Annotated in this window: 20 protein-coding genes; 4 read left to right on the top strand and 16 right to left on the bottom strand. The window is 70.8% G+C overall.

From position 1 onward, the window contains the following. Window positions 1–35: 35 nt before the first annotated feature. The 15 genes from rpsQ to rpsL all read right to left on the bottom strand — a co-directional run bounded on the left by rpsQ (window position 36) and on the right by rpsL (window position 10,304). A complete protein-coding gene (rpsQ, locus tag ACWIYF_RS04135; protein WP_448626847.1) occupies window positions 36–347 on the bottom strand; it encodes a 30S ribosomal protein S17 in 312 nt (103 codons plus the stop codon). Next, on the bottom strand, window positions 344–577 hold the full coding sequence (gene rpmC / locus ACWIYF_RS04130; RefSeq protein WP_135157999.1) for a 50S ribosomal protein L29: 234 nt from the start codon (window positions 575–577) through the stop codon (window positions 344–346). The genes rpsQ and rpmC overlap by 4 nt, the downstream gene beginning before the upstream one ends. Continuing rightward, the gene (gene rplP / locus ACWIYF_RS04125; protein ID WP_448626846.1) at window positions 577–993 is read right to left on the bottom strand and encodes a 50S ribosomal protein L16; all 417 of its coding nucleotides are present in this window, start codon (window positions 991–993) and stop codon (window positions 577–579) included. Before rplP ends, rpmC begins: the two co-directional genes overlap by 1 nt. A 6-nt stretch (window positions 994–999) precedes the next feature. Beyond that, window positions 1,000–1,935 (bottom strand): 30S ribosomal protein S3, encoded by a 936-nt coding sequence (rpsC, locus tag ACWIYF_RS04120; RefSeq protein WP_448626845.1) that lies wholly within the window; start codon window positions 1,933–1,935, stop codon window positions 1,000–1,002. Continuing rightward, complete coding sequence (gene rplV, locus ACWIYF_RS04115) at window positions 1,935–2,420, bottom strand: 50S ribosomal protein L22 (RefSeq protein ID WP_448626844.1); 486 nt, start codon at window positions 2,418–2,420, stop codon at window positions 1,935–1,937. The genes rpsC and rplV overlap by 1 nt, the downstream gene beginning before the upstream one ends. A gap of 17 nt (window positions 2,421–2,437) precedes the next feature. Further along, entirely contained in the window at window positions 2,438–2,719 is a 282-nt protein-coding gene (gene rpsS, locus ACWIYF_RS04110; RefSeq protein WP_448626843.1) for a 30S ribosomal protein S19, read from the bottom strand. Window positions 2,720–2,742: 23 nt separating this feature from the next. Continuing rightward, entirely contained in the window at window positions 2,743–3,576 is an 834-nt protein-coding gene (gene rplB, locus ACWIYF_RS04105; protein WP_448626842.1) for a 50S ribosomal protein L2, read from the bottom strand. 42 nt (window positions 3,577–3,618) lie between these two features. After that, a complete protein-coding gene (gene rplW, locus ACWIYF_RS04100; protein WP_448626841.1) occupies window positions 3,619–3,921 on the bottom strand; it encodes a 50S ribosomal protein L23 in 303 nt (100 codons plus the stop codon). Continuing rightward, window positions 3,918–4,865 (bottom strand): 50S ribosomal protein L4, encoded by a 948-nt coding sequence (rplD, locus tag ACWIYF_RS04095; RefSeq protein ID WP_448626840.1) that lies wholly within the window; start codon window positions 4,863–4,865, stop codon window positions 3,918–3,920. Before rplD ends, rplW begins: the two co-directional genes overlap by 4 nt. Further along, window positions 4,862–5,527 carry a 50S ribosomal protein L3 gene (gene rplC / locus ACWIYF_RS04090; RefSeq protein WP_448626839.1) on the bottom strand — a complete coding sequence of 222 codons (666 nt, stop codon included), beginning with the start codon at window positions 5,525–5,527 and terminating at the stop codon, window positions 4,862–4,864. Before rplC ends, rplD begins: the two co-directional genes overlap by 4 nt. Window positions 5,528–5,542: 15 nt before the next feature. Beyond that, window positions 5,543–5,848, bottom strand: coding sequence for a 30S ribosomal protein S10 (gene rpsJ, locus ACWIYF_RS04085; RefSeq protein ID WP_014742859.1), 306 nt, complete (start codon window positions 5,846–5,848; stop codon window positions 5,543–5,545). A 125-nt stretch (window positions 5,849–5,973) separates the two neighbouring features. After that, a complete protein-coding gene (gene tuf / locus ACWIYF_RS04080) occupies window positions 5,974–7,167 on the bottom strand; it encodes an elongation factor Tu (RefSeq protein WP_448626838.1) in 1,194 nt (397 codons plus the stop codon). A gap of 89 nt (window positions 7,168–7,256) precedes the next feature. Beyond that, complete coding sequence (fusA, locus tag ACWIYF_RS04075; RefSeq protein ID WP_448626837.1) at window positions 7,257–9,356, bottom strand: elongation factor G; 2,100 nt, start codon at window positions 9,354–9,356, stop codon at window positions 7,257–7,259. A gap of 101 nt (window positions 9,357–9,457) precedes the next feature. Continuing rightward, on the bottom strand, window positions 9,458–9,928 hold the full coding sequence (gene rpsG / locus ACWIYF_RS04070) for a 30S ribosomal protein S7 (RefSeq protein WP_117375616.1): 471 nt from the start codon (window positions 9,926–9,928) through the stop codon (window positions 9,458–9,460). A gap of 1 nt (window position 9,929) precedes the next feature. After that, entirely contained in the window at window positions 9,930–10,304 is a 375-nt protein-coding gene (gene rpsL / locus ACWIYF_RS04065) for a 30S ribosomal protein S12 (protein ID WP_012950487.1), read from the bottom strand. A gap of 593 nt (window positions 10,305–10,897) precedes the next feature. Here rpsL and ACWIYF_RS04060 point away from each other — a divergent pair. The 4 genes from ACWIYF_RS04060 to ACWIYF_RS04045 are packed head-to-tail and all read left to right on the top strand — an operon-like array spanning window position 10,898 to window position 13,887. Next, a complete protein-coding gene (locus ACWIYF_RS04060) occupies window positions 10,898–11,863 on the top strand; it encodes a hypothetical protein (RefSeq protein WP_448626836.1) in 966 nt (321 codons plus the stop codon). Between the two features lie 24 nt (window positions 11,864–11,887). Continuing rightward, window positions 11,888–12,106: a hypothetical protein gene (locus tag ACWIYF_RS04055; RefSeq protein WP_448626835.1), complete on the top strand. Its 219-nt coding sequence runs from the start codon at window positions 11,888–11,890 to the stop codon at window positions 12,104–12,106. 58 nt (window positions 12,107–12,164) lie between these two features. Then, a complete protein-coding gene (locus ACWIYF_RS04050; RefSeq protein WP_448626834.1) occupies window positions 12,165–13,205 on the top strand; it encodes an LLM class F420-dependent oxidoreductase in 1,041 nt (346 codons plus the stop codon). 4 nt (window positions 13,206–13,209) lie between these two features. Next, entirely contained in the window at window positions 13,210–13,887 is a 678-nt protein-coding gene (locus ACWIYF_RS04045; protein WP_448626833.1) for an SIMPL domain-containing protein, read from the top strand. 70 nt (window positions 13,888–13,957) lie between these two features. On the opposite strand, the gene ACWIYF_RS04040 is transcribed toward ACWIYF_RS04045, so the two are convergent. Continuing rightward, a complete protein-coding gene (locus ACWIYF_RS04040) occupies window positions 13,958–17,863 on the bottom strand; it encodes a DNA-directed RNA polymerase subunit beta' (protein ID WP_448626832.1) in 3,906 nt (1,301 codons plus the stop codon). Window positions 17,864–17,867: the final 4 nt, after the last annotated feature.

The raw sequence follows: 17,867 nt of genomic DNA, 5'->3' as shown, positions 1-17,867 counted from the left end.
CCCGATGTGGGCCGACCGACCACGGTACCCGCTGCTTACTTGGCCTTCTCGAGGACCTCGACCAGCCGCCACCGCTTGGTGGCCGACAGCGGCCGGGTCTCCATGATCTGCACGCGGTCGCCGGTGCCCGCGACGTTCTGCTCGTCGTGGGCCTTCAGCTTGCTCGTGCGGCGGATGACCTTGCCGTAGAGGCCGTGCTTCACGCGGTCCTCGACCTCGACGACGATGGTCTTGTCCATCTTGTCGCTGACCACGAGGCCCTCACGGACCTTGCGGTAACCGCGGCCGGCCAGGCCGGGGCCCGTGGCGACGGACTCGTTGGCGGTCGTCTCGTTGGGGCTGCTCATGCCACACCCTCGTTCGGGGCGACCGACAGACCCAGCTCGCGCTCGCGCATGATCGTGTAGATCCGGGCGATGTCGCGGCGGACCGTCTGCAGTCGCCGGTTGTTGTCCAGCTGGCCGGTGGCCACCTGGAAACGCAGGTTGAACAGTTCTTCCTTGTGCTCGCGCAGCCGCGCGGCGAGCTCCTCAGCGGAGAGCTCGCGCAGCTCCGGGGCGGTCAGGCCGGCGGCCATCACACCTCTCCTTCACGCGTGATGAAGCGGCACTTCATGGGGAGCTTGTGGATCGCGCGGCGCATGGCCTCGCGGGCCACCGGCTCGGCGACACCCGACAGCTCGAACATCACGCGGCCGGGCTTGACGTTGGCGACCCACCACTCCGGCGAACCCTTGCCGGAACCCATGCGGGTCTCGGCCGGCTTCTTCGTCAGCGGACGGTCCGGGTAGATCGTGATCCACACCTTGCCGCCACGGCGGATGTGCCGGGTCATGGCGATACGGGCGGACTCGATCTGCCGGTTGGTCACGTACGCCGGCTCGAGGGCCTGGATGGCGTAGTCACCGAAGTTGATCGAGGTGCCGCCCTTGGCCCGGCCGGAGCGGTCCGGGTGGTGCTGCTTGCGGTGCTTGACCCGCCGAGGGATCAGCATGGCGGATCAGGCCCCCTGTTCCGGAGTCGTGGTGTTCTCGGCACCAGCGGTCTCGGCCGCGGCGGTGCCCTCGGCGCCGGCGGCCTCGCCGACGCTCTGCGCGGGCGGGACGTCGCCGGAGGTGGCGGCGAGGGCGCTGGTGGTGGTGTCGACGTCGGTCGCGACCGTGGCCTCGGGGGCCTCGGCGGCCGCGCGGCCGGCCTCGGTACCGCCGGCGGTGGTGCCGGAGGAGCCCGAGCGGCGCGGGCGCTGCTGGCGCTCACGGCGCTGCTGGCGGGCGGCAAGGGCCTCGAGGGCCTCGCGCTCGGCCCGGGAGCCGCTCACGTCGCCCTTGTAGATCCAGACCTTGACGCCGATGCGGCCGAAGGTGGTCCGGGCCTCGTACAGGCCGTAGTCGATGTTCGCGCGCAGCGTGTGCAGCGGCACACGACCCTCGCGGTAGAACTCCGACCGGCTCATCTCCGTGCCGCCGAGGCGGCCGGAGCACTGCACGCGGATGCCCTTGACCTGCGGGCTGCGCTGCGCGGACTGCATCGCCTTGCGCATGGCGCGACGGAAGCTCACGCGGCTGGACAGCTGCTCGGCCACGGCCTGGGCGACCAGCTGGGCGTCGGCCTCGGGGTTCTTCACCTCGAGGATGTTCAGCTGCACCTGCTTGCCGGTCAGCTTCTCCAGCTCGCCGCGGATGCGGTCGGCCTCCGCGCCGCGGCGGCCGATGACGATGCCCGGCCGGGCGGTGTGGATGTCGACGCGGACGCGGTCACGGGTGCGCTCGATCTCCACCTTGGAGATGCCGGCCCGCTCCATGCCCTTGCTCATGAGCTTGCGGATGGCCACGTCTTCCTTGACGTAGTCCTTGTACAGCTTGTCGGCGTACCACCGGGACTTGTAGTCGGTGGTGATGCCGAGCCGGAACCCGTGCGGGTTGACCTTCTGACCCACTAGCGGGTCCCTCCCCTCGTGTTGCCCTTACGACCGGTCTGCGTGCCCTGCTGCTGGGATGCCGGACCGGACTGGCCGGTCTCCCGCCGCGCCTTGCGCGACTTGGCCGCCAGCTCGGCGCTGACCGCCACCTCGCTCACCTCGACGGTGATGTGGCTGGTCCGCTTGTTGATGCGGAACGCGCGGCCCTGGGCGCGCGGGCGGATCCGCTTCATCGTGGGGCCCTCGTCGACGTACGCGGCGCTCACCACGAGCGCCGCCGGGTCGAGCCGGAGGTTGTGCTCGGCGTTGGCCACCGCGCTGGCGACGACCTTGGCGACCGGCTCGCTGGCCGCCTGCGGCGCGAAGCGCAGCAGGGCCAGGGCCTCGTCGGCGGGCAGGTAGCGGATCAGGTCCACCACCCGGCGGGCCTTCATCGGGGTCACGCGGACGAACCGGGCCGTAGCCCGGGCGACCGGCGCCTCCTGTCCCAACTGGGAAGTCATGGTGATCTCTCTCTACCTCAGCCGCGACGCGACCGGCGGTCGTCCTTGACGTGCCCACGGAAGGTGCGGGTGGGCGCGAACTCGCCGAGCTTGTGCCCGACCATGGCCTCGGTCACGAAGACCGGGACGTGCTTGCGGCCGTCGTGCACGGCGATCGTGTGCCCGAGCATGTCGGGGATGATCGTCGAGCGCCGCGACCAGGTGCGGATGACGGTCTTGGTGCCCTTGGCGTTCTGGGCGTCCACCTTGGCGAGCAGGTGGTCGTCGACGAACGGGCCCTTCTTCAGGCTGCGTGGCATGTCTGTCGGACTCCTCTACCCGCTCAGCGCTTCTTGCCGGTGCGCCGGCGGCGCACGATCATGGCGTCACTGGCCTTCCGCTTGCGCGTCCGGCCCTCCGGCTTGCCCCAGGGGTTCACCGGGTGGCGACCACCGGAGGTCTTGCCCTCACCACCACCGTGCGGGTGGTCCACCGGGTTCATGGCCACACCGCGGACGGTCGGGCGCTTGCCCTTCCACCGCATCCGGCCGGCCTTGCCCCAGTTGATGTTGGACTGCTCGGCGTTGCCGACCTCGCCGACGGTCGCGCGGCAGCGCACGTCGACGTTGCGGATCTCCCCCGACGGCATGCGCAGCTGCGCCAGCCGGCCCTCACGGGCGACGAGCTGGACGCTGGTCCCGGCCGAGCGGGCGATCTTCGCCCCGCCGCCCGGTCGCAGCTCGATGGCATGAACAACGGTGCCGACGGGGATGTTCCGCAGCGGCAGGTTGTTGCCCGGCTTGATGTCGGCCGAGGGGCCGCACTCGACGACGTCGCCCTGCTTGAGCCGGGCCGGCGCGATGATGTAGCGCTTCTCGCCGTCGGCGTAGTGCAGCAGCGCGATCCGCGAGGTGCGGTTCGGGTCGTACTCGATGTGCGCGACCTTGGCCGGCACGCCGTCCTTGTCGGCCCGGCGGAAGTCGATCACCCGGTAGGCGCGCTTGTGCCCGCCGCCCTGGTGCCGCGCGGTGACCTTGCCGTGGACGTTGCGCCCGCCGCGACCGTGCAGCGGCCGGACCAGCGACTTCTCGGGGTGGTCACGGGTGACCTCGGCGAAGTCGGCGACGCTGGAGCCGCGGCGGCCCGGCGTCGTCGGCTTGTACTTGCGGATAGCCATCGAACTGTCCCTTGTCTTCTATCCCTGGTCCGTCCGAGCGCGTCAGGCGCCCGGACCCCCGAAGATCTCGATGCGGTCGCCGGGGGCGAGCGACACGATGGCGCGCTTGGTGTCCTTGCGCTTCCCCATCCGGGTGCCGCGGCTGCGCTTGCGCTTGCCCTGGCGGTTGACCGTGTTGACGCCGGTGACCTTCACGTTGAAGACCTGCTCAACAGCGATCTTGATCTGCGTCTTGTTGGCCTCGGGCAGGACGATGAACGTGTACTGGTTCTCGTCCAGGAGCCCGTAGCTCTTCTCCGAGATGACCGGGGCGAGCAGGACGTCCCGGGGGTCGCGGACGCTCATGCCTTCTCCTCGGTGCTCGCGTCGGTGGTGCCGTCCTCGGTGGGCGCGGTCGCGTCCGCGCCGGCGTTGGCGGCCTCGGCCTGCTCGGCCGGGGCCGCGGCGGCCTCCTCGGCCGTGGCCGGGGCCAGGTCGGCCTCGGGCTGCGCCTTCGTGGCCGCGGCCTGCCTGGCCGGGGCCGGGTCGGCCGGGGCCTCGCCGAGGTCGAGGTCGGTGGTGCCCTCGCCCTCGATCGACGGGATGGCGCCGGGGACGTCCGGCGTCGTCAGGTCGGGCTTGGCCACCCCGGCACCCTTGCCCGGGCCGGCGACGAACTCGGCGAGCGCGGTCTCGGTGAAGACGACCTCGTCGGCGTTGAGCACGTCGTAGGTGTTGAGCTGGCCGGCCTCGATCAGGTGCACCCGCGGCTCGTTGCGCAGGCTCACCCAGTTGAGGACGTCGTCCCGGTCGAGGACGACGAGCACCTTCCTGGCGCCGGTCACCGCGTCCAGCGTGGCGATCGCGGCCTTGGTCTTCGGCGTGTCCCCGTCGACGAAGGTGGTCACCACGTGCACGCGGTCCTCGCGGGCCCGGTCGGAGAGGGCGCCACGCAGGGCGGCGGCCTTCATCTTCTTGGGCGTCCGCTGGCTGTAGTCGCGCGGCTGCGGGCCGTGGACGGTGCCACCGCCCTCGAACTGCGGCGCGCGGGTCGAGCCCTGGCGGGCGCGGCCGGTGCCCTTCTGGCGGTAGGGCTTGGCGCCACCGCCGCTGACCTGGCCACGGGTCTTCGTCGCGTGCGTGCCCTGGCGGGCCGCGGCCAGCTGGGCCACGACCACCTGGTGCATCAGCGAGACGTTGGCCGTCGCGTCGAACAGCTCACCGGGCAGGGTCACGCTGCCGGCGGTCTCCCCCGCCGGCGTGCGGACGTCGACCTGCCGGTCGGTCCGGGTCTGGGTCGCCGAGCTCACTTGTCGTCACTCCCCACGGGGCCGCCCTTGACGGCCGAACGGACGAGCACGAGGCCGCCCTTCGGACCCGGGATGGCGCCCTTGATCAGCAGCAGCCCGCGCTCGGTGTCCACCTTGTGCACGTTGAGCGAGAGCGTCGTCGTCTTCACCGCGCCCATGCGGCCGGCCATGCGCAGGCCCTTGAACACGCGGCCCGGGGTGGACGCGCCACCGATGGAGCCGGGCGAACGGTGCTTGCGCTGGGTGCCGTGCGCGGCGCCCAGGCCGCGGAAACCGTGGCGCTTCATGACACCGGCGGTGCCCTTGCCCTTGCTGGTGCCGATCACGTCGACCTTGGCCACGCCGTCGAACACCTCGGCGGTCAGCTCCTGGCCGACCTCGTAGGTGGAGGCGTCCTCGGTGCGCAGCTCGACCAGGTGCCGCCGGGGCGTCACGCCCGCCTTGGCGAAGTGCCCGCCCTCGGGCTTGTTCACCTTGCGGGGGTCGATCTCGCCGAAACCGAGCTGGACGGCCGAGTAGCCGTCGCGCTCCGGGGTGCGCACCTGGGTGACCACGCACGGCCCGGCCTTGACGACGGTCACCGGCACGATGCGGTTGTTCTCGTCGAAGACCTGGGTCATGCCCAGCTTCTCCCCGAGGAGCCCGCGGAATGTGCTCGCCATGTCTGCTGAAAGCCCTTACTGGATGTTGACGTCGACCGAGGCCGGCAGGTCGATGCGCATGAGCGCGTCGACCGTCTTCGGGGTCGGGTCGAGGATGTCGATGAGGCGCTTGTGCGTGCGCATCTCGAAGTGCTCGCGCGAGTCCTTGTACTTGTGCGGCGAGCGGATGACGCAGTACACGTTCTTCTCCGTCGGCAGCGGCACCGGGCCGACGACGCGCGCACCGGTCTTGGTCACCGTGTCGACGATGCGCCGCGCCGAGGCATCGATCGCCTCGTGGTCGTAGGCCTTCAGCCGGATGCGGATCTTCTGTCCCGCCATCGCTGTTCTTCGCTCCTGCCGATCGGGTGGTTCTGGCTTGAGTGGGTCCGGACGAACCGGTGGGTCCGCGTGGACCCGGGAGACGGGCGGCGGCCGGGTGTGGCCGCCGCCCGTCTGCGGGGGTGCTACTTGATGATCTTGGTGACGCGGCCGGCGCCGACGGTGCGGCCACCCTCACGGATGGCGAACCGCAGGCCCTCCTCCATGGCGATCGGCTGGATCAGCTCGACCGTCATCTCGGTGTTGTCACCCGGCATGACCATCTCGGTGCCGGAAGGCAGGGTCACGACGCCCGTCACGTCCGTCGTCCGGAAGTAGAACTGCGGACGGTAGTTGTTGAAGAACGGCGTGTGGCGGCCACCCTCGTCCTTCGAGAGGATGTAGACCGAGCCCTCGAAGTTGGTGTGCGGGGTGATCGAACCCGGCTTCACGACGACCTGGCCGCGCTCGACGTCCTCACGCTTGATGCCGCGGAGCAGGAGGCCGACGTTGTCACCGGCCTGGCCCTGGTCGAGCAGCTTGCGGAACATCTCGACACCGGTGACGGTGGTCTTGGTCGAGGACGGGCGGATGCCGACGATCTCGACCTCCTCCGACACCTTGACGATGCCGCGCTCGACGCGACCGGTCACGACCGTGCCGCGGCCGGTGATCGTGAAGACGTCCTCGACGGGCATGAGGAACGGCTTGTCGATCTCGCGCTGCGGCTCCGGGATCGCCGTGTCGACGGCGTTCATGAGCTCCATGAGCTTGTCGGCCCACTCGGGGTCGCCCTCGAGGGCCTTCAGCGCCGAGACGCGGACCACGGGGACGTCGTCGCCCGGGAACTCGTACTCGGACAGCAGCTCGCGCACCTCCAGCTCGACGAGCTCGAGGATCTCCTCGTCGTCGACCATGTCGGCCTTGTTCAGCGCCACGACGATGTAGGGGACGCCGACCTGGCGGGCCAGGAGGACGTGCTCCTTGGTCTGCGGCATCGGGCCGTCGGTCGCCGCGACCACCAGGATGGCGCCGTCCATCTGCGCCGCACCGGTGATCATGTTCTTGATGTAGTCGGCGTGACCGGGGCAGTCGACGTGCGCGTAGTGCCGGCTCTCGGTCTGGTACTCGACGTGGGCGATCGAGATCGTGATGCCGCGAGCCTTCTCCTCGGGCGCCTTGTCGATCTGGTCGAAGGCCGACGCCTCGTTGAGGTCCGGGTACTTGTCGTGCAGCACCTTGGTGATCGCCGCGGTCAGCGTGGTCTTGCCGTGGTCGATGTGCCCGATGGTGCCGATGTTGACGTGCGGCTTGGTCCGCTCGAACTTGGCCTTGGCCACTGGGTTCCTCTCCTCGTGGTGACGCAGGTGGTGCGTGCTCTAGGGGTGGGCGGTGCTCGGGGGCCGGCGGGGGGTTCCCGCCGGCGGGGTCATTCGCCGGTGGCCTTGGCGATGATCTCCTTGGCCACGTTCTGCGGGACCTCGGCGTACGAGTCGAACACCATGGTGTAGCTCGCCCGCCCCTGGGTGCGGCTGCGCAGGTCGCCCACGTAGCCGAACATCTCCGAGAGCGGGACCAGGGCCCGGACGACGCGGGCGCCGGAGCGCTCCTCCATCGCCTGGATGATCCCGCGCCGGGAGTTCAGGTCGCCGATGACGTCGCCCATGTAGTCCTCGGGCGTGACGACCTCGACGGCCATGAGCGGCTCGAGCAGGGCCGGGTCGGCCTTGCGTGCGGCCTCCTTGAAGACCATCGAGCCGGCGATCTTGAAGGCCATCTCCGAGGAGTCGACCTCGTGGTACTGGCCGTCCACCAGCGTGGCCTTGACACCCACGACCGGGAACCCGGCGAGGATGCCGTACTGCATGGCGTCCTGGATGCCCTGGTCGACCGAGGGGATGTACTCCTTCGGCACGCGGCCACCGGTCACGGCGTTCTCGAACTCGTAGGTGGCCGAGTCGCCACTGATCGGCAGCGGCTCCAGGGTGACCTGCACCTTGGCGAACTGGCCGGAGCCACCCGTCTGCTTCTTGTGCGTGTAGTCGTACTTCTCGACCCGCTTGCGGATGGTCTCGCGGTAGGCCACCTGCGGCTTGCCGACGTTGGCCTCGACCTTGAACTCGCGCCGCATCCGGTCGACCAGGATCTCCAGGTGCAGCTCGCCCATGCCGGAGATGACCGTCTGACCGGTCTCCTCGTCCTGGTGGACGCGGAAGGTCGGGTCCTCCTCGGCCAGCTTCTGGATGGCCGTGGACAGCTTCTCCTGGTCGGCCTTGGTCTTGGGCTCGATCGCCACGTCGATGACCGGGCTCGGGAAGGTCATCGACTCGAGGATCACCGGGTGCTGCGGGTCGCAGAGCGTGTCACCGGTCGTCGTCTGCTTGAGGCCGACGACGGCGACGATCTGGCCGGCGCCCACGCCCTCGCGCTCCTCGCGCTTGTTGGCGTGCATCTGGTAGATCTTGCCGATCCGCTCCTTGCGGTCCTTGGTGCTGTTGAGCACCGGGGACCCGGAGGAGACCTTGCCCGAGTAGACGCGGACGTAGGTCAGCTTGCCGAGGTGCTGGTCGGTCTGGATCTTGAACGCCAGGCCCGAGAACGGCTCGCTCTCGTCGGCGTGCCGGACGACCTCGGTCTCGCCGTCCAGCGCGGTGCCGACGATGGCCTCGATGTCCAGCGGGCTGGGCAGGTAGTCGACGACCGCGTCGAGCAGCGGCTGGACGCCCTTGTTCTTGAACGCGGTGCCGGTGAGCACCGGGTTCACCTGGCCGGCGATGGTCGCCTTGCGGATGGCGGCCTTCAGCGTCTCGACGGAGATCTCCTCGCCACCGAGGTAGGCCTCCATGAGGGCGTCGTCGGTGTCGGCGACGGCCTCGAGCAGCTTCTCGCGGTACTCGGCGGCCTGGTCGGCCAGCTCGGCCGGGATCTCCTCGACCGAGTAGTCCTCGCCCATCTGGGTCTCGCCGCGCCAGGTGAGGGCGCGCATCCCGACCAGGTCGACGACGCCGATGAAGTCGGCCTCGGCACCGATCGGCAGCTGCAGCACCACCGGGTTGGCGCCGAGCCGCTCGACCATCATGTCGACGCAGCGGAAGAAGTCCGCGCCGGTGCGGTCGAGCTTGTTGACGAAGCACATCCGCGGGACGCCGTACTTCTCGGCCTGGCGCCACACCTGCTCGGTCTGCGGCTCCACGCCGGCGACGCCGTCGTAGACCGCGACCGCACCGTCGAGCACCCGCAGCGACCGCTCCACCTCGACGGTGAAGTCGACGTGCCCGGGGGTGTCGATGATGTTGATGTCGTGGCCGTTCCAGGAGCACTTCGTCGCGGCCGACGTGATCGTGATGCCGCGCTCCTGCTCCTGCTCCATCCAGTCCATCGTGGCGGCGCCGTCGTGGACCTCACCGATCTTGTAGTTGATACCGGTGTAGAAGAGGATGCGCTCGGTCGTCGTGGTCTTGCCGGCGTCGATGTGCGCCATGATCCCGATGTTGCGGGTGTTGGCGAGCTGGGCCTTGGTGTCGGCCATGTCCTTACTCCTCTTGCGTCAGTCCACGTGCGGGATGTCCGTGCGCGGGCGCCGGGGGTGACCCGGCTCTCCCGCGTGCAGCGGGCGCCGCTGGACCTGCGTTACCAGCGGTAGTGCGCGAAGGCCTTGTTCGACTCGGCCATCTTGTGCGTGTCCTCACGGCGCTTGACCGCCGCACCCAGACCGTTGCTCGCGTCGAGCAGCTCGTTCATCAGACGCTCGGTCATCGTCTTCTCGCGACGCGCGCGGCTGTACTGGATCAGCCAGCGCAGGCCGAGGGTGGTGCTCCGGGAGGCGCGGACCTCGACCGGGACCTGGTAGGTCGCACCACCGACGCGGCGGCTGCGGACCTCGAGGGCCGGCTTGACGTTGTCCAGCGCCCGCTTGAGCGTGACGACCGGGTCGGTGTCGGTCTTCGCCCGGCAGCCCTCGAGGGCACCGTAGACGATCGACTCGGCGACCGAGCGCTTGCCGTCGACGAGGACCTTGTTCACCAGCTGGGTGACCAGCGGCGACTGGTAGACCGGGTCGGCGACCAGCGGACGGCGCGGCGCGGGGCCCTTGCGCGGCATGTCAGCTCTTCTCCTTCTTCGCGCCGTACCGGCTGCGAGCCTGCTTGCGGTTGCGGACACCCTGGGTGTCCAGCGAGCCGCGGATGATCTTGTAGCGCACGCCCGGGAGGTCCTTCACGCGGCCGCCGCGCACGAGCACCATCGAGTGCTCCTGCAGGTTGTGGCCGACGCCCGGGATGTAGGCGGTCACCTCGATGCCACTGGTGAGGCGGACTCGAGCGACCTTGCGCAGCGCCGAGTTCGGCTTCTTCGGCGTCGTGGTGTAGACGCGCGTGCACACGCCGCGGCGCTGAGGGGAACCCTTCAACGCCGGGGTCTTGGTCTTCTCGACCTTGTCCTCGCGGCCCTTGCGGACCAGCTGGTTGATCGTGGGCATGAGCGGCCTGGATCTCCTACCTGCGCTGGGTCGTGCTCTCGATGTGGTGCTCTGCTGTCGTGCTCGGTGGTGCCGGCCCTGTTTGGGTCTTCCCGGTCCAGGTCACCAGCCACCGTCCGACCCACGCGGTCGGGCGTGTCGCCCTTCCCCGGAGCCGGCCGCTGTCGACGGACCGGACTCGGTTGCCCCTCGCGACTCGGCGTCGCCACCCCCGGCACTCGGCCGGGAGGTGGACCCCGGTGTCAGGAGGAGCGATCCTCCGGCCACCCAGGCGCACCGCGAACGGGAGCAGGCCCAGGGCACCCTGGGCACGGCTGACGACGATACCCGCGCCGCGAAGACCCGTGCAAACCGGGTCCCCAAGTCGACAGGGGGCCCTTGGTCACACCGCCGCAGCGGGGTCTCACCGGAGGCAACGACCGGCCTCCTGAACCTCTTCCCGGTGTGCGGCAGCTCGCCGGGATCGCCCCGACGCTACCTCTCCGCCCTCGCCTGCGGAGCGATTCCGGGCGGGACTGTCGCAGCCCCGCCGTAGCGTCCTCCGGGATCCCGTCCACTACCGCCCGCCGCCAGCGGGCGACCCCGGAGGACCCGTGCACGTCGACGCCGCCCGCGAGCTCAAGGCCCGCATCCTGACCGACGCCCGCTACGCGGCGGACGCCCGGGTGGCCGGCGCACCCGCGCGACCGCTCCGGGTGGCGGTGGGCCTGGCCCCGGCCGGTCCGGGGCAGGTCGGGGTCGCGGTGCGGCTCGAGTCGGCGGACGACCGGAAGCTGCTGCCCGACCTCGGGGTGGCGGCCGAGCCCGAGGTGGACGTGCGCGTGATCGGGCCGATACGGGCGCTCACCTCCCCCGCCCCCGCCCCGGCCGGCCTCCAGCGCCCGGTGCGGCCGGTGCGGCCGGGGCTGTCGGTCGGTCATCCCTCCGTCACGGCGGGAACCATCGGCGGCTTCGTGTGGCTCGGCGGTCGGCTGGCGGTGCTGTCGAACAACCACGTGCTCGCGGCCAGCGACGCGGCCGCGGTCGGCGACCCGGTGCTGCAGCCCGGGCCCGCGGACGGCGGCACGGCCGAGGACCGCATCGGCAGCCTGACCGCGTTCGAGCGGTTCACCGACGACGGGGCCAACCTCGTGGACGCCGCCGTCGCGGTGCTGGACGACGGCATCGGCGCCGAGCCGGGCAACCTCCCCGGTGGCCCGCTCACCGGCACCGTCCTCGCGGCCGAGGACATCGACCCCGACGTCCTCGTGGAGAAGGTGGGCCGCACGACCGGGCACACGCGCGGGCGGATCAGCGCCGTCGAGGTCGACGGGGTGGCCGTCCAGTACGACGGGGCGGTGCACACGTTCGACGACCAGGTCGAGATCGAGGGGCTGGCCGGCGGGTTCAGCGCCGGCGGCGACAGCGGCTCGGTGATCTGGCGCAGCGCCGACCGGGCTCCTCTCGCCCTGCTGTTCGCCGGCAGCGACGAGGGCGGCACAGCCGGCGGCGGGGTGACCTTCGCCAACCCGCTGGCCACGGTGCTGGCCACGTTCGGGGTGGAGTGGGTGTCCTCCTGAGCCGCTGAGGGGCACCATGGGGACGTGGATCCCGACCGTGCCGCCGCCAGCGCCGCCAAGCGATCCCTGGCCGCGCGGCTGTCCGCGGAGCCCGGCGTCGTGGGGATCGGCCTTGCGCGGCGGGCGTCGGGCTACGTCGTGAAGGTGAACCTGGCCGACGCCGGGGCGGCCAGCCGCGTCCCTGGCGACGTCGACGGCGTCCGCGTGGTGACCGAGGTCGTCGGGGCCGTCCGCGCGCTCTGAGCGGGCGACTACGGTCGCGGACGGCGCCGCCCGGGCGCCGACGACCGGAGGAGTGCACGTGCGCATCGGCATCCAGGCCAGCTACAGCGGCGGCTTCCAGGAGACCGCAGCGGAGATCCGTGACCTCGAGGCCGCCGGGCTCGACGTCGCGCTGGTGTCGGAGGTCTACACCTTCGACGCGGTCAGCCAGCTCGGCTACCTCGCCGCGGTGACCGAGCGCGTGGACCTGATGAGCGCGATCTTCCCGATCTACAGCCGCACCCCGACGCTGACCGCCATGACCGCGGCCGGGCTGGACTTCGTCTCCGGCGGCCGGTTCATCCTCGGCCTGGGCGCCTCGGGGCCGCAGGTGATCGAGGGCTGGCACGGCGTCCCCTACGACGCGCCGCTGCAGCGCACCCGCGAGATCGTGGAGATCTGCCGCCAGGTGTGGCGGCGGGAGCGGGTCGTGCACGAGGGCGCGAAGTACCAGGTCCCGCTGCCGGCCGGCCAGGGCACCGGGCTGGGCAAGCCGCTGAAGCTCATCAACACCCCGGTGCGCGAGCGGGTGCCGGTGATGCTGGCCGCGCTCGGTCCCAAGAACGTGGAGCTGGCGGCCGAGATCGCCGAGGCGTGGCAGCCCATCTGGTTCCAGCCGGAGAAGGCCCGCGACGTCTGGGGCGAGTCCCTGGCGGCCGGCACGGCCAAGCGTGACGCGTCGCTCGGGGAGCTGCAGATCGTCGTCGGCGTCCCGGTGGCGATCGGCGACGACGTCGACGCGATGCACGACCTGGTCCGCCCGCACCTGGCGCTCTACGTCGGCGGGATGGGCGCGCGGGGCAAGAACTTCTACAACGACCTGGCCTGCCGCTACGGCTACGAGAAGGAGGCCAAGGAGGTCCAGGACCTCTACCTGTCCGGCAAGAAGGACGAGGCCGCGGCCGCGCTGCCGGAGGAGCTCGTCCGGTCGGTGTCGCTGATCGGGCCGGAGGGGCACGTCGCCGAGCGGGTCGCCGCCTTCGCCGAGGCCGGCGTGACCACGCTGGCCCTGCAGCCGCTCGACGGCAGCCGCGAGGGCCGCCTGCGCACCGTGGAGAGCATGCGCCGTCTGGCCGGCTGACGTGGTGAACACCGTGCCGGCCGCGGCCACGATCGCCGTCCGGGGCTCGTGGACGGCGGAGGTCGAGCCCGAACTGGCCCACGTCCGGATCTCGGTGGGTGCCCGCGCGGCCGACCGGGCGCAGGTGCTGCGCGACCTGACCTCCCGGGTCGACGACCTCCGTGCGGCACTCGGTGCGTACGGCGAGGCCGTCGAGGCGCTCGACGGCGGGCCGCTGTGGGTGCGGCCCCGGGTCAAGGACGGCGGCCGCCCCCGCGAGCGGGTGACCGGCTACCTGGCCGGCGTCACGCTCACCGCCACCGTCGTGGGGTTCGCCGTGCTCGGCGACCTGCTGCTGCGGCTGGCCGACCGCGAGATGGTCACCCTCGACGGCCCGTACTGGGCGCTGCGCCCCGAGAGCGACGCCTACCGGCAGGCACGCACCGAGGCCGTCCGCGACGCCCGGCGGCGGGCCGAGGAGTACGCAGCGGCGGCCGGCGCGCGGGTGACCGGCCTGGTGGAGATCGCCGACGTCGGCCTCTCCGCTCCCGAGACGTTCGCGGCCGCACCGGCGGCCATGTTCCGCACCGCCGCACACGACAGCGTGGCCGACGAGGTGACGTTCGACGTGGAGCCGGTGCCGCAGACGGTCTCCGCCACGGTCGAGGCGCGCTTCACCGCCACCCAGCCCGACTTCGGCTGACGACCCTCACGGACGCAGAAGGGCCCCGCAGGACGGATCCTGCGGGGCCCTTCTGCGTTTCGTCACGGCATCAGCCGCGCCAGTCGTACTCCTCGAGGCGGACGGCCTCGCCGGTGCCCTGACCGAAGACGTCGGGGCTGTAGTACTGCCCGTCGTCGTAGCCGGCCATGGTGTACACCGCGGCGCGGGCCTCCTCGGTCGGCTCGACCGTGATGTTCCGGTAGCGGCTGATACCCGTACCCGCCGGGATCAGCTTGCCGATGATCACGTTCTCCTTGAGGCCGAGCAGGCTGTCGCTCTTGCCCTGGATCGCGGCGTCGGTGAGCACCTTGGTCGTCTCCTGGAAGGAGGCGGCCGACAGCCACGACTCGGTCGCGAGCGAGGCCTTGGTGATGCCCATGAGCACCGGACGGGCCGAGGCCGGCTCGCCGCCCTCGGCGACGACGCGGCGGTTCTCGGTCTCGAACAGCGTCCGCTCGACCAGCGCACCGGGGAGGAATTCCGTCGCGCCGGAGTCGATGATGGTCACCCGCTTGAGCATCTGGCGGATGATCACCTCGATGTGCTTGTCGTGGATCGACACGCCCTGGCTGCGGTAGACCTCCTGGACCTCGCGGACCAGGTGCAGCTGCACCTCGCGCGGGCCCATGATCCGCAGCACCTCGTGCGGGTCCACCGCACCCTCGGTCAGCTGCTCGCCGACCTCGACGTGCGCGCCGTCCTCGACCCGCAGCCGCGACCGGCGCGACAGCTTGTCGTAGACGACCTCGTCGGAGCCGTCGTCCGGGGTGATGGTCAGCTTGCGGAACTGCTCGCCGTCCTCGATGCGGACCGTGCCGGCCAGCTCGGCGATCGGGGCCTTGCCCTTGGGGACGCGGGCCTCGAAGAGCTCCACCACACGCGGCAGACCGTGGGTGATGTCCTCACCCGCGACACCACCGGTGTGGAAGGTGCGCATCGTCAGCTGGGTGCCGGGCTCACCGATCGACTGGGCGGCGATGATGCCGACCGCCTCGCCGACGTCCACCAGCTTTCCGGTCGCCAGGGAGCGGCCGTAGCAGGTGGCGCAGGTGCCGAGCAGCGACTCGCAGGTCAGGACGCAGCGCACCTTGACCTCGGAGACACCGGCGTCGACCAGCTGCCCGATCAGGACGTCGCCCAGGTCGGCGCCGGCCTCGGCGATGACCGTGCCGTCCTGGGCCACCACGTCGGCGGCCAGGGAGCGGGCGTAGACGCTCGTCTCGACGTGCGGGTCACGGGTGACCCGGCCGTCGAGGACGGTGCCGATCGGCATGATGACGCCGCGGTCGGTGCCGCAGTCCTCCTCGCGGATGATGACGTCCTGCGAGACGTCGACCAGCCGGCGGGTGAGGTAGCCGGAGTCCGCGGTCCGCAGCGCCGTGTCGGCCAGACCCTTGCGGGCACCGTGCGTGGAGATGAAGTACTCCAGCACGGACAGACCCTCCCGGAAGTTGGCCTTGATCGGCCGCGGGATGATCTCGCCCTTCGGGTTGGCCACCAGGCCGCGCATACCGGCGATCTGGCTGATCTGCATCATGTTGCCTCGGGCGCCCGAGTTGACCATGACCCAGACCGGGTTGGTGGTCGGGAAGTTGTCCACCATCGCCTGGCTGACCTCGGCCCGCGCGCGGGTCCAGATCTCGATGAGCTCCCCACGACGCTCGGCGTCGGTGATGACGCCGCGCTCGTACTGGCGCTCGATCTTGCGCGCCTCCTCCTCGTGCCGGTCGAGGATCTCCTGCTTGGCCGGCGGGGTCACCACGTCGTCGATGGCGATCGTGATGCCCGCGCGGGTGGCCCAGTGGAACCCGGCCGACTTGAGGGCGTCGAGGGTCGCGGCGACCTGCACCTTGGGGTAGCGCTCGGCGAGGTCGTTGACGATCGCCCCGAGCTCCTTCTTCGGCACCTGGTAGTTGACGAAGCGGTAGTCCTCGGGCAGCGCCTCGTTGAACAGCACCCGGCCGAGGCTGGTGAGCACCGTGGCGGGACCGCCCGGCGTCCAGTCTGCCGGCTGCTCCCACGGCTCGTTGACCGCACCGTTGTCGACGCCGAAGACCTCGTCCAGCCGGATCCAGGCCCGCTCCTGCAGACCCAGCGCTCCCTTGTCGTAGGCCATGATCGCCTCGGCGGCCGACGCGAAGGCGCGCGGCGAACCGCCGTCGCCCTCCTCGCGGCTGGCCACCAGGGTGGTCAGGTGGTACAGGCCCAGCACCATGTCCTGGGTCGGCGCGGTGATCGGGCGACCGTCGGCCGGGCTCAGGATGTTGTTGCTCGACAGCATCAGGATGCGGGCCTCGGCCTGCGCCTCCGCCGACAGCGGCAGGTGCACGGCCATCTGGTCACCGTCGAAGTCCGCGTTGAACGCGGTGCAGACGAGCGGGTGGATCTGGATGGCCTTGCCCTCGACCAGCTGCGGCTCGAAGGCCTGGATGCCGAGGCGGTGCAGCGTCGGCGCCCGGTTGAGCAGCACCGGGTGCTCGGTGATGACCTCCTCCAGCACGTCCCAGACGACGGGACGCGCGCGCTCGACCATCCGCTTGGCGGACTTGATGTTCTGCGCGTGGTTGAGGTCGACCAGCCGCTTCATGACGAACGGCTTGAACAGCTCCAGCGCCATCTGCTTGGGCAGACCGCACTGGTGCAGCTTCAGCTGCGGGCCGACGACGATGACCGAACGGCCGGAGTAGTCGACGCGCTTGCCGAGCAGGTTCTGCCGGAACCGGCCCTGCTTGCCCTTGAGCAGGTCGGACAGCGACTTCAGCGGGCGGTTGCCCGGGCCGGTGACCGGCCGGCCGCGGCGGCCGTTGTCGAACAGCGCGTCCACGGACTCCTGGAGCATCCGCTTCTCGTTGTTCACGATGATCTCGGGCGCGCCGAGGTCCAGCAGCCGCTTGAGCCGGTTGTTCCGGTTGATGACCCGGCGGTACAGGTCGTTCATGTCGCTGGTGGCGAACCGGCCACCGTCGAGCTGCACCATCGGGCGCAGGTCCGGCGGGATGACCGGGACGCAGTCCAGCACCATGCCCATGGGCGAGTTGCGGGTCTGCAGGAACGCCGCGACGACCTTCAGCCGCTTGAGCGCGCGCAGCTTGCGCTGACCCTTGCCGGTGCGGATCGTCTCGCGCAGCGAGGCCGCCTCGGCGTCGAGGTCGAAGTCGGCGAGCAGCTTCTGCAGCGCCGCGGCGCCCATGCCGCCCTCGAAGTACTCACCGAAGCGGTCGCGCAGCTCGCGGTAGAGGCCCTCGTCGGCGATGAGCTGCTTGACCTCGAGCTTGCGGAAGGTGTCGAGCACCTCCTCGAGGCGGTCGATCTCCCGCTGCGCGCGGTCGCGCAGCTGGCGCATCTCCCGCTCGCCGCCCTCGCGGACCTTGCGGCGCACGTCGGACTTGGCGCCCTCGGCCTCGAGCTCGGCCAGGTCGGCCTCCAGCTTCTGCTGGCGGGCCTCGACGTCGGCGTCGCGGCGGGACTCCAGGTTGTGCTTCTCCGCGCTGATCTCGGCCTCGATGGTCGGGAGGTCGCGGTGGCGCGCCTCGTCGTCCACCGTGGTGATCAGGTAGGCGGCGAAGTAGATGATCTTCTCGAGGTCCTTGGGCGCCAGGTCGAGCAGGTAGCCCAGGCGCGAGGGGACGCCCTTGAAGAACCAGATGTGGGTGACCGGCGCGGCCAGCTCGATGTGGCCCATCCGCTCACGGCGCACCTTGGCGCGGGTCACCTCGACGCCGCAGCGCTCGCAGATGATGCCCTTGAAGCGGACACGCTTGTACTTGCCGCAGTAGCACTCCCAGTCCCGGGTGGGACCGAAGATCTTCTCGCAGAAGAGACCGTCCTTCTCCGGACGGAGAGTGCGGTAGTTGATGGTCTCGGGCTTCTTCACCTCACCGTGCGACCACTGGCGGATGTCGTCGCCGGTGGCCAGACCGATGCGGAGCTCGTCGAAGAAGTTGACGTCGAGCACTGAG

This window comes from Geodermatophilus sp. URMC 64 (genome assembly GCF_053502555.1).
Note: the sequence above shows the minus strand (reverse complement) of the source record. Positions and strands in the feature narration are given on the sequence as shown.

What these genes read in the sequence shown, in the direction of transcription:
- rplV (WP_448626844.1), bottom strand. Translation starts at nt 2,420, where the DNA reads ATGACTTCCCAGTTGGGACAGGAGGCGCCGGTCGCCCGGGCTACGGCC.
- rpsS (WP_448626843.1), bottom strand. Translation starts at nt 2,719, where the DNA reads ATGCCACGCAGCCTGAAGAAGGGCCCGTTCGTCGACGACCACCTGCTC.
- rpsG (WP_117375616.1), bottom strand. Translation starts at nt 9,928, where the DNA reads ATGCCGCGCAAGGGCCCCGCGCCGCGCCGTCCGCTGGTCGCCGACCCG.
- rplC (WP_448626839.1), bottom strand. Translation starts at nt 5,527, where the DNA reads ATGGCGAGCACATTCCGCGGGCTCCTCGGGGAGAAGCTGGGCATGACC.
- rpsQ (WP_448626847.1), bottom strand. Translation starts at nt 347, where the DNA reads ATGAGCAGCCCCAACGAGACGACCGCCAACGAGTCCGTCGCCACGGGC.
- fusA (WP_448626837.1), bottom strand. Translation starts at nt 9,356, where the DNA reads ATGGCCGACACCAAGGCCCAGCTCGCCAACACCCGCAACATCGGGATC.
- rplP (WP_448626846.1), bottom strand. Translation starts at nt 993, where the DNA reads ATGCTGATCCCTCGGCGGGTCAAGCACCGCAAGCAGCACCACCCGGAC.
- rpsL (WP_012950487.1), bottom strand. Translation starts at nt 10,304, where the DNA reads ATGCCCACGATCAACCAGCTGGTCCGCAAGGGCCGCGAGGACAAGGTC.
- rpsJ (WP_014742859.1), bottom strand. Translation starts at nt 5,848, where the DNA reads ATGGCGGGACAGAAGATCCGCATCCGGCTGAAGGCCTACGACCACGAG.
- rplB (WP_448626842.1), bottom strand. Translation starts at nt 3,576, where the DNA reads ATGGCTATCCGCAAGTACAAGCCGACGACGCCGGGCCGCCGCGGCTCC.
- rpmC (WP_135157999.1), bottom strand. Translation starts at nt 577, where the DNA reads ATGGCCGCCGGCCTGACCGCCCCGGAGCTGCGCGAGCTCTCCGCTGAG.
- rplW (WP_448626841.1), bottom strand. Translation starts at nt 3,921, where the DNA reads ATGAGCGTCCGCGACCCCCGGGACGTCCTGCTCGCCCCGGTCATCTCG.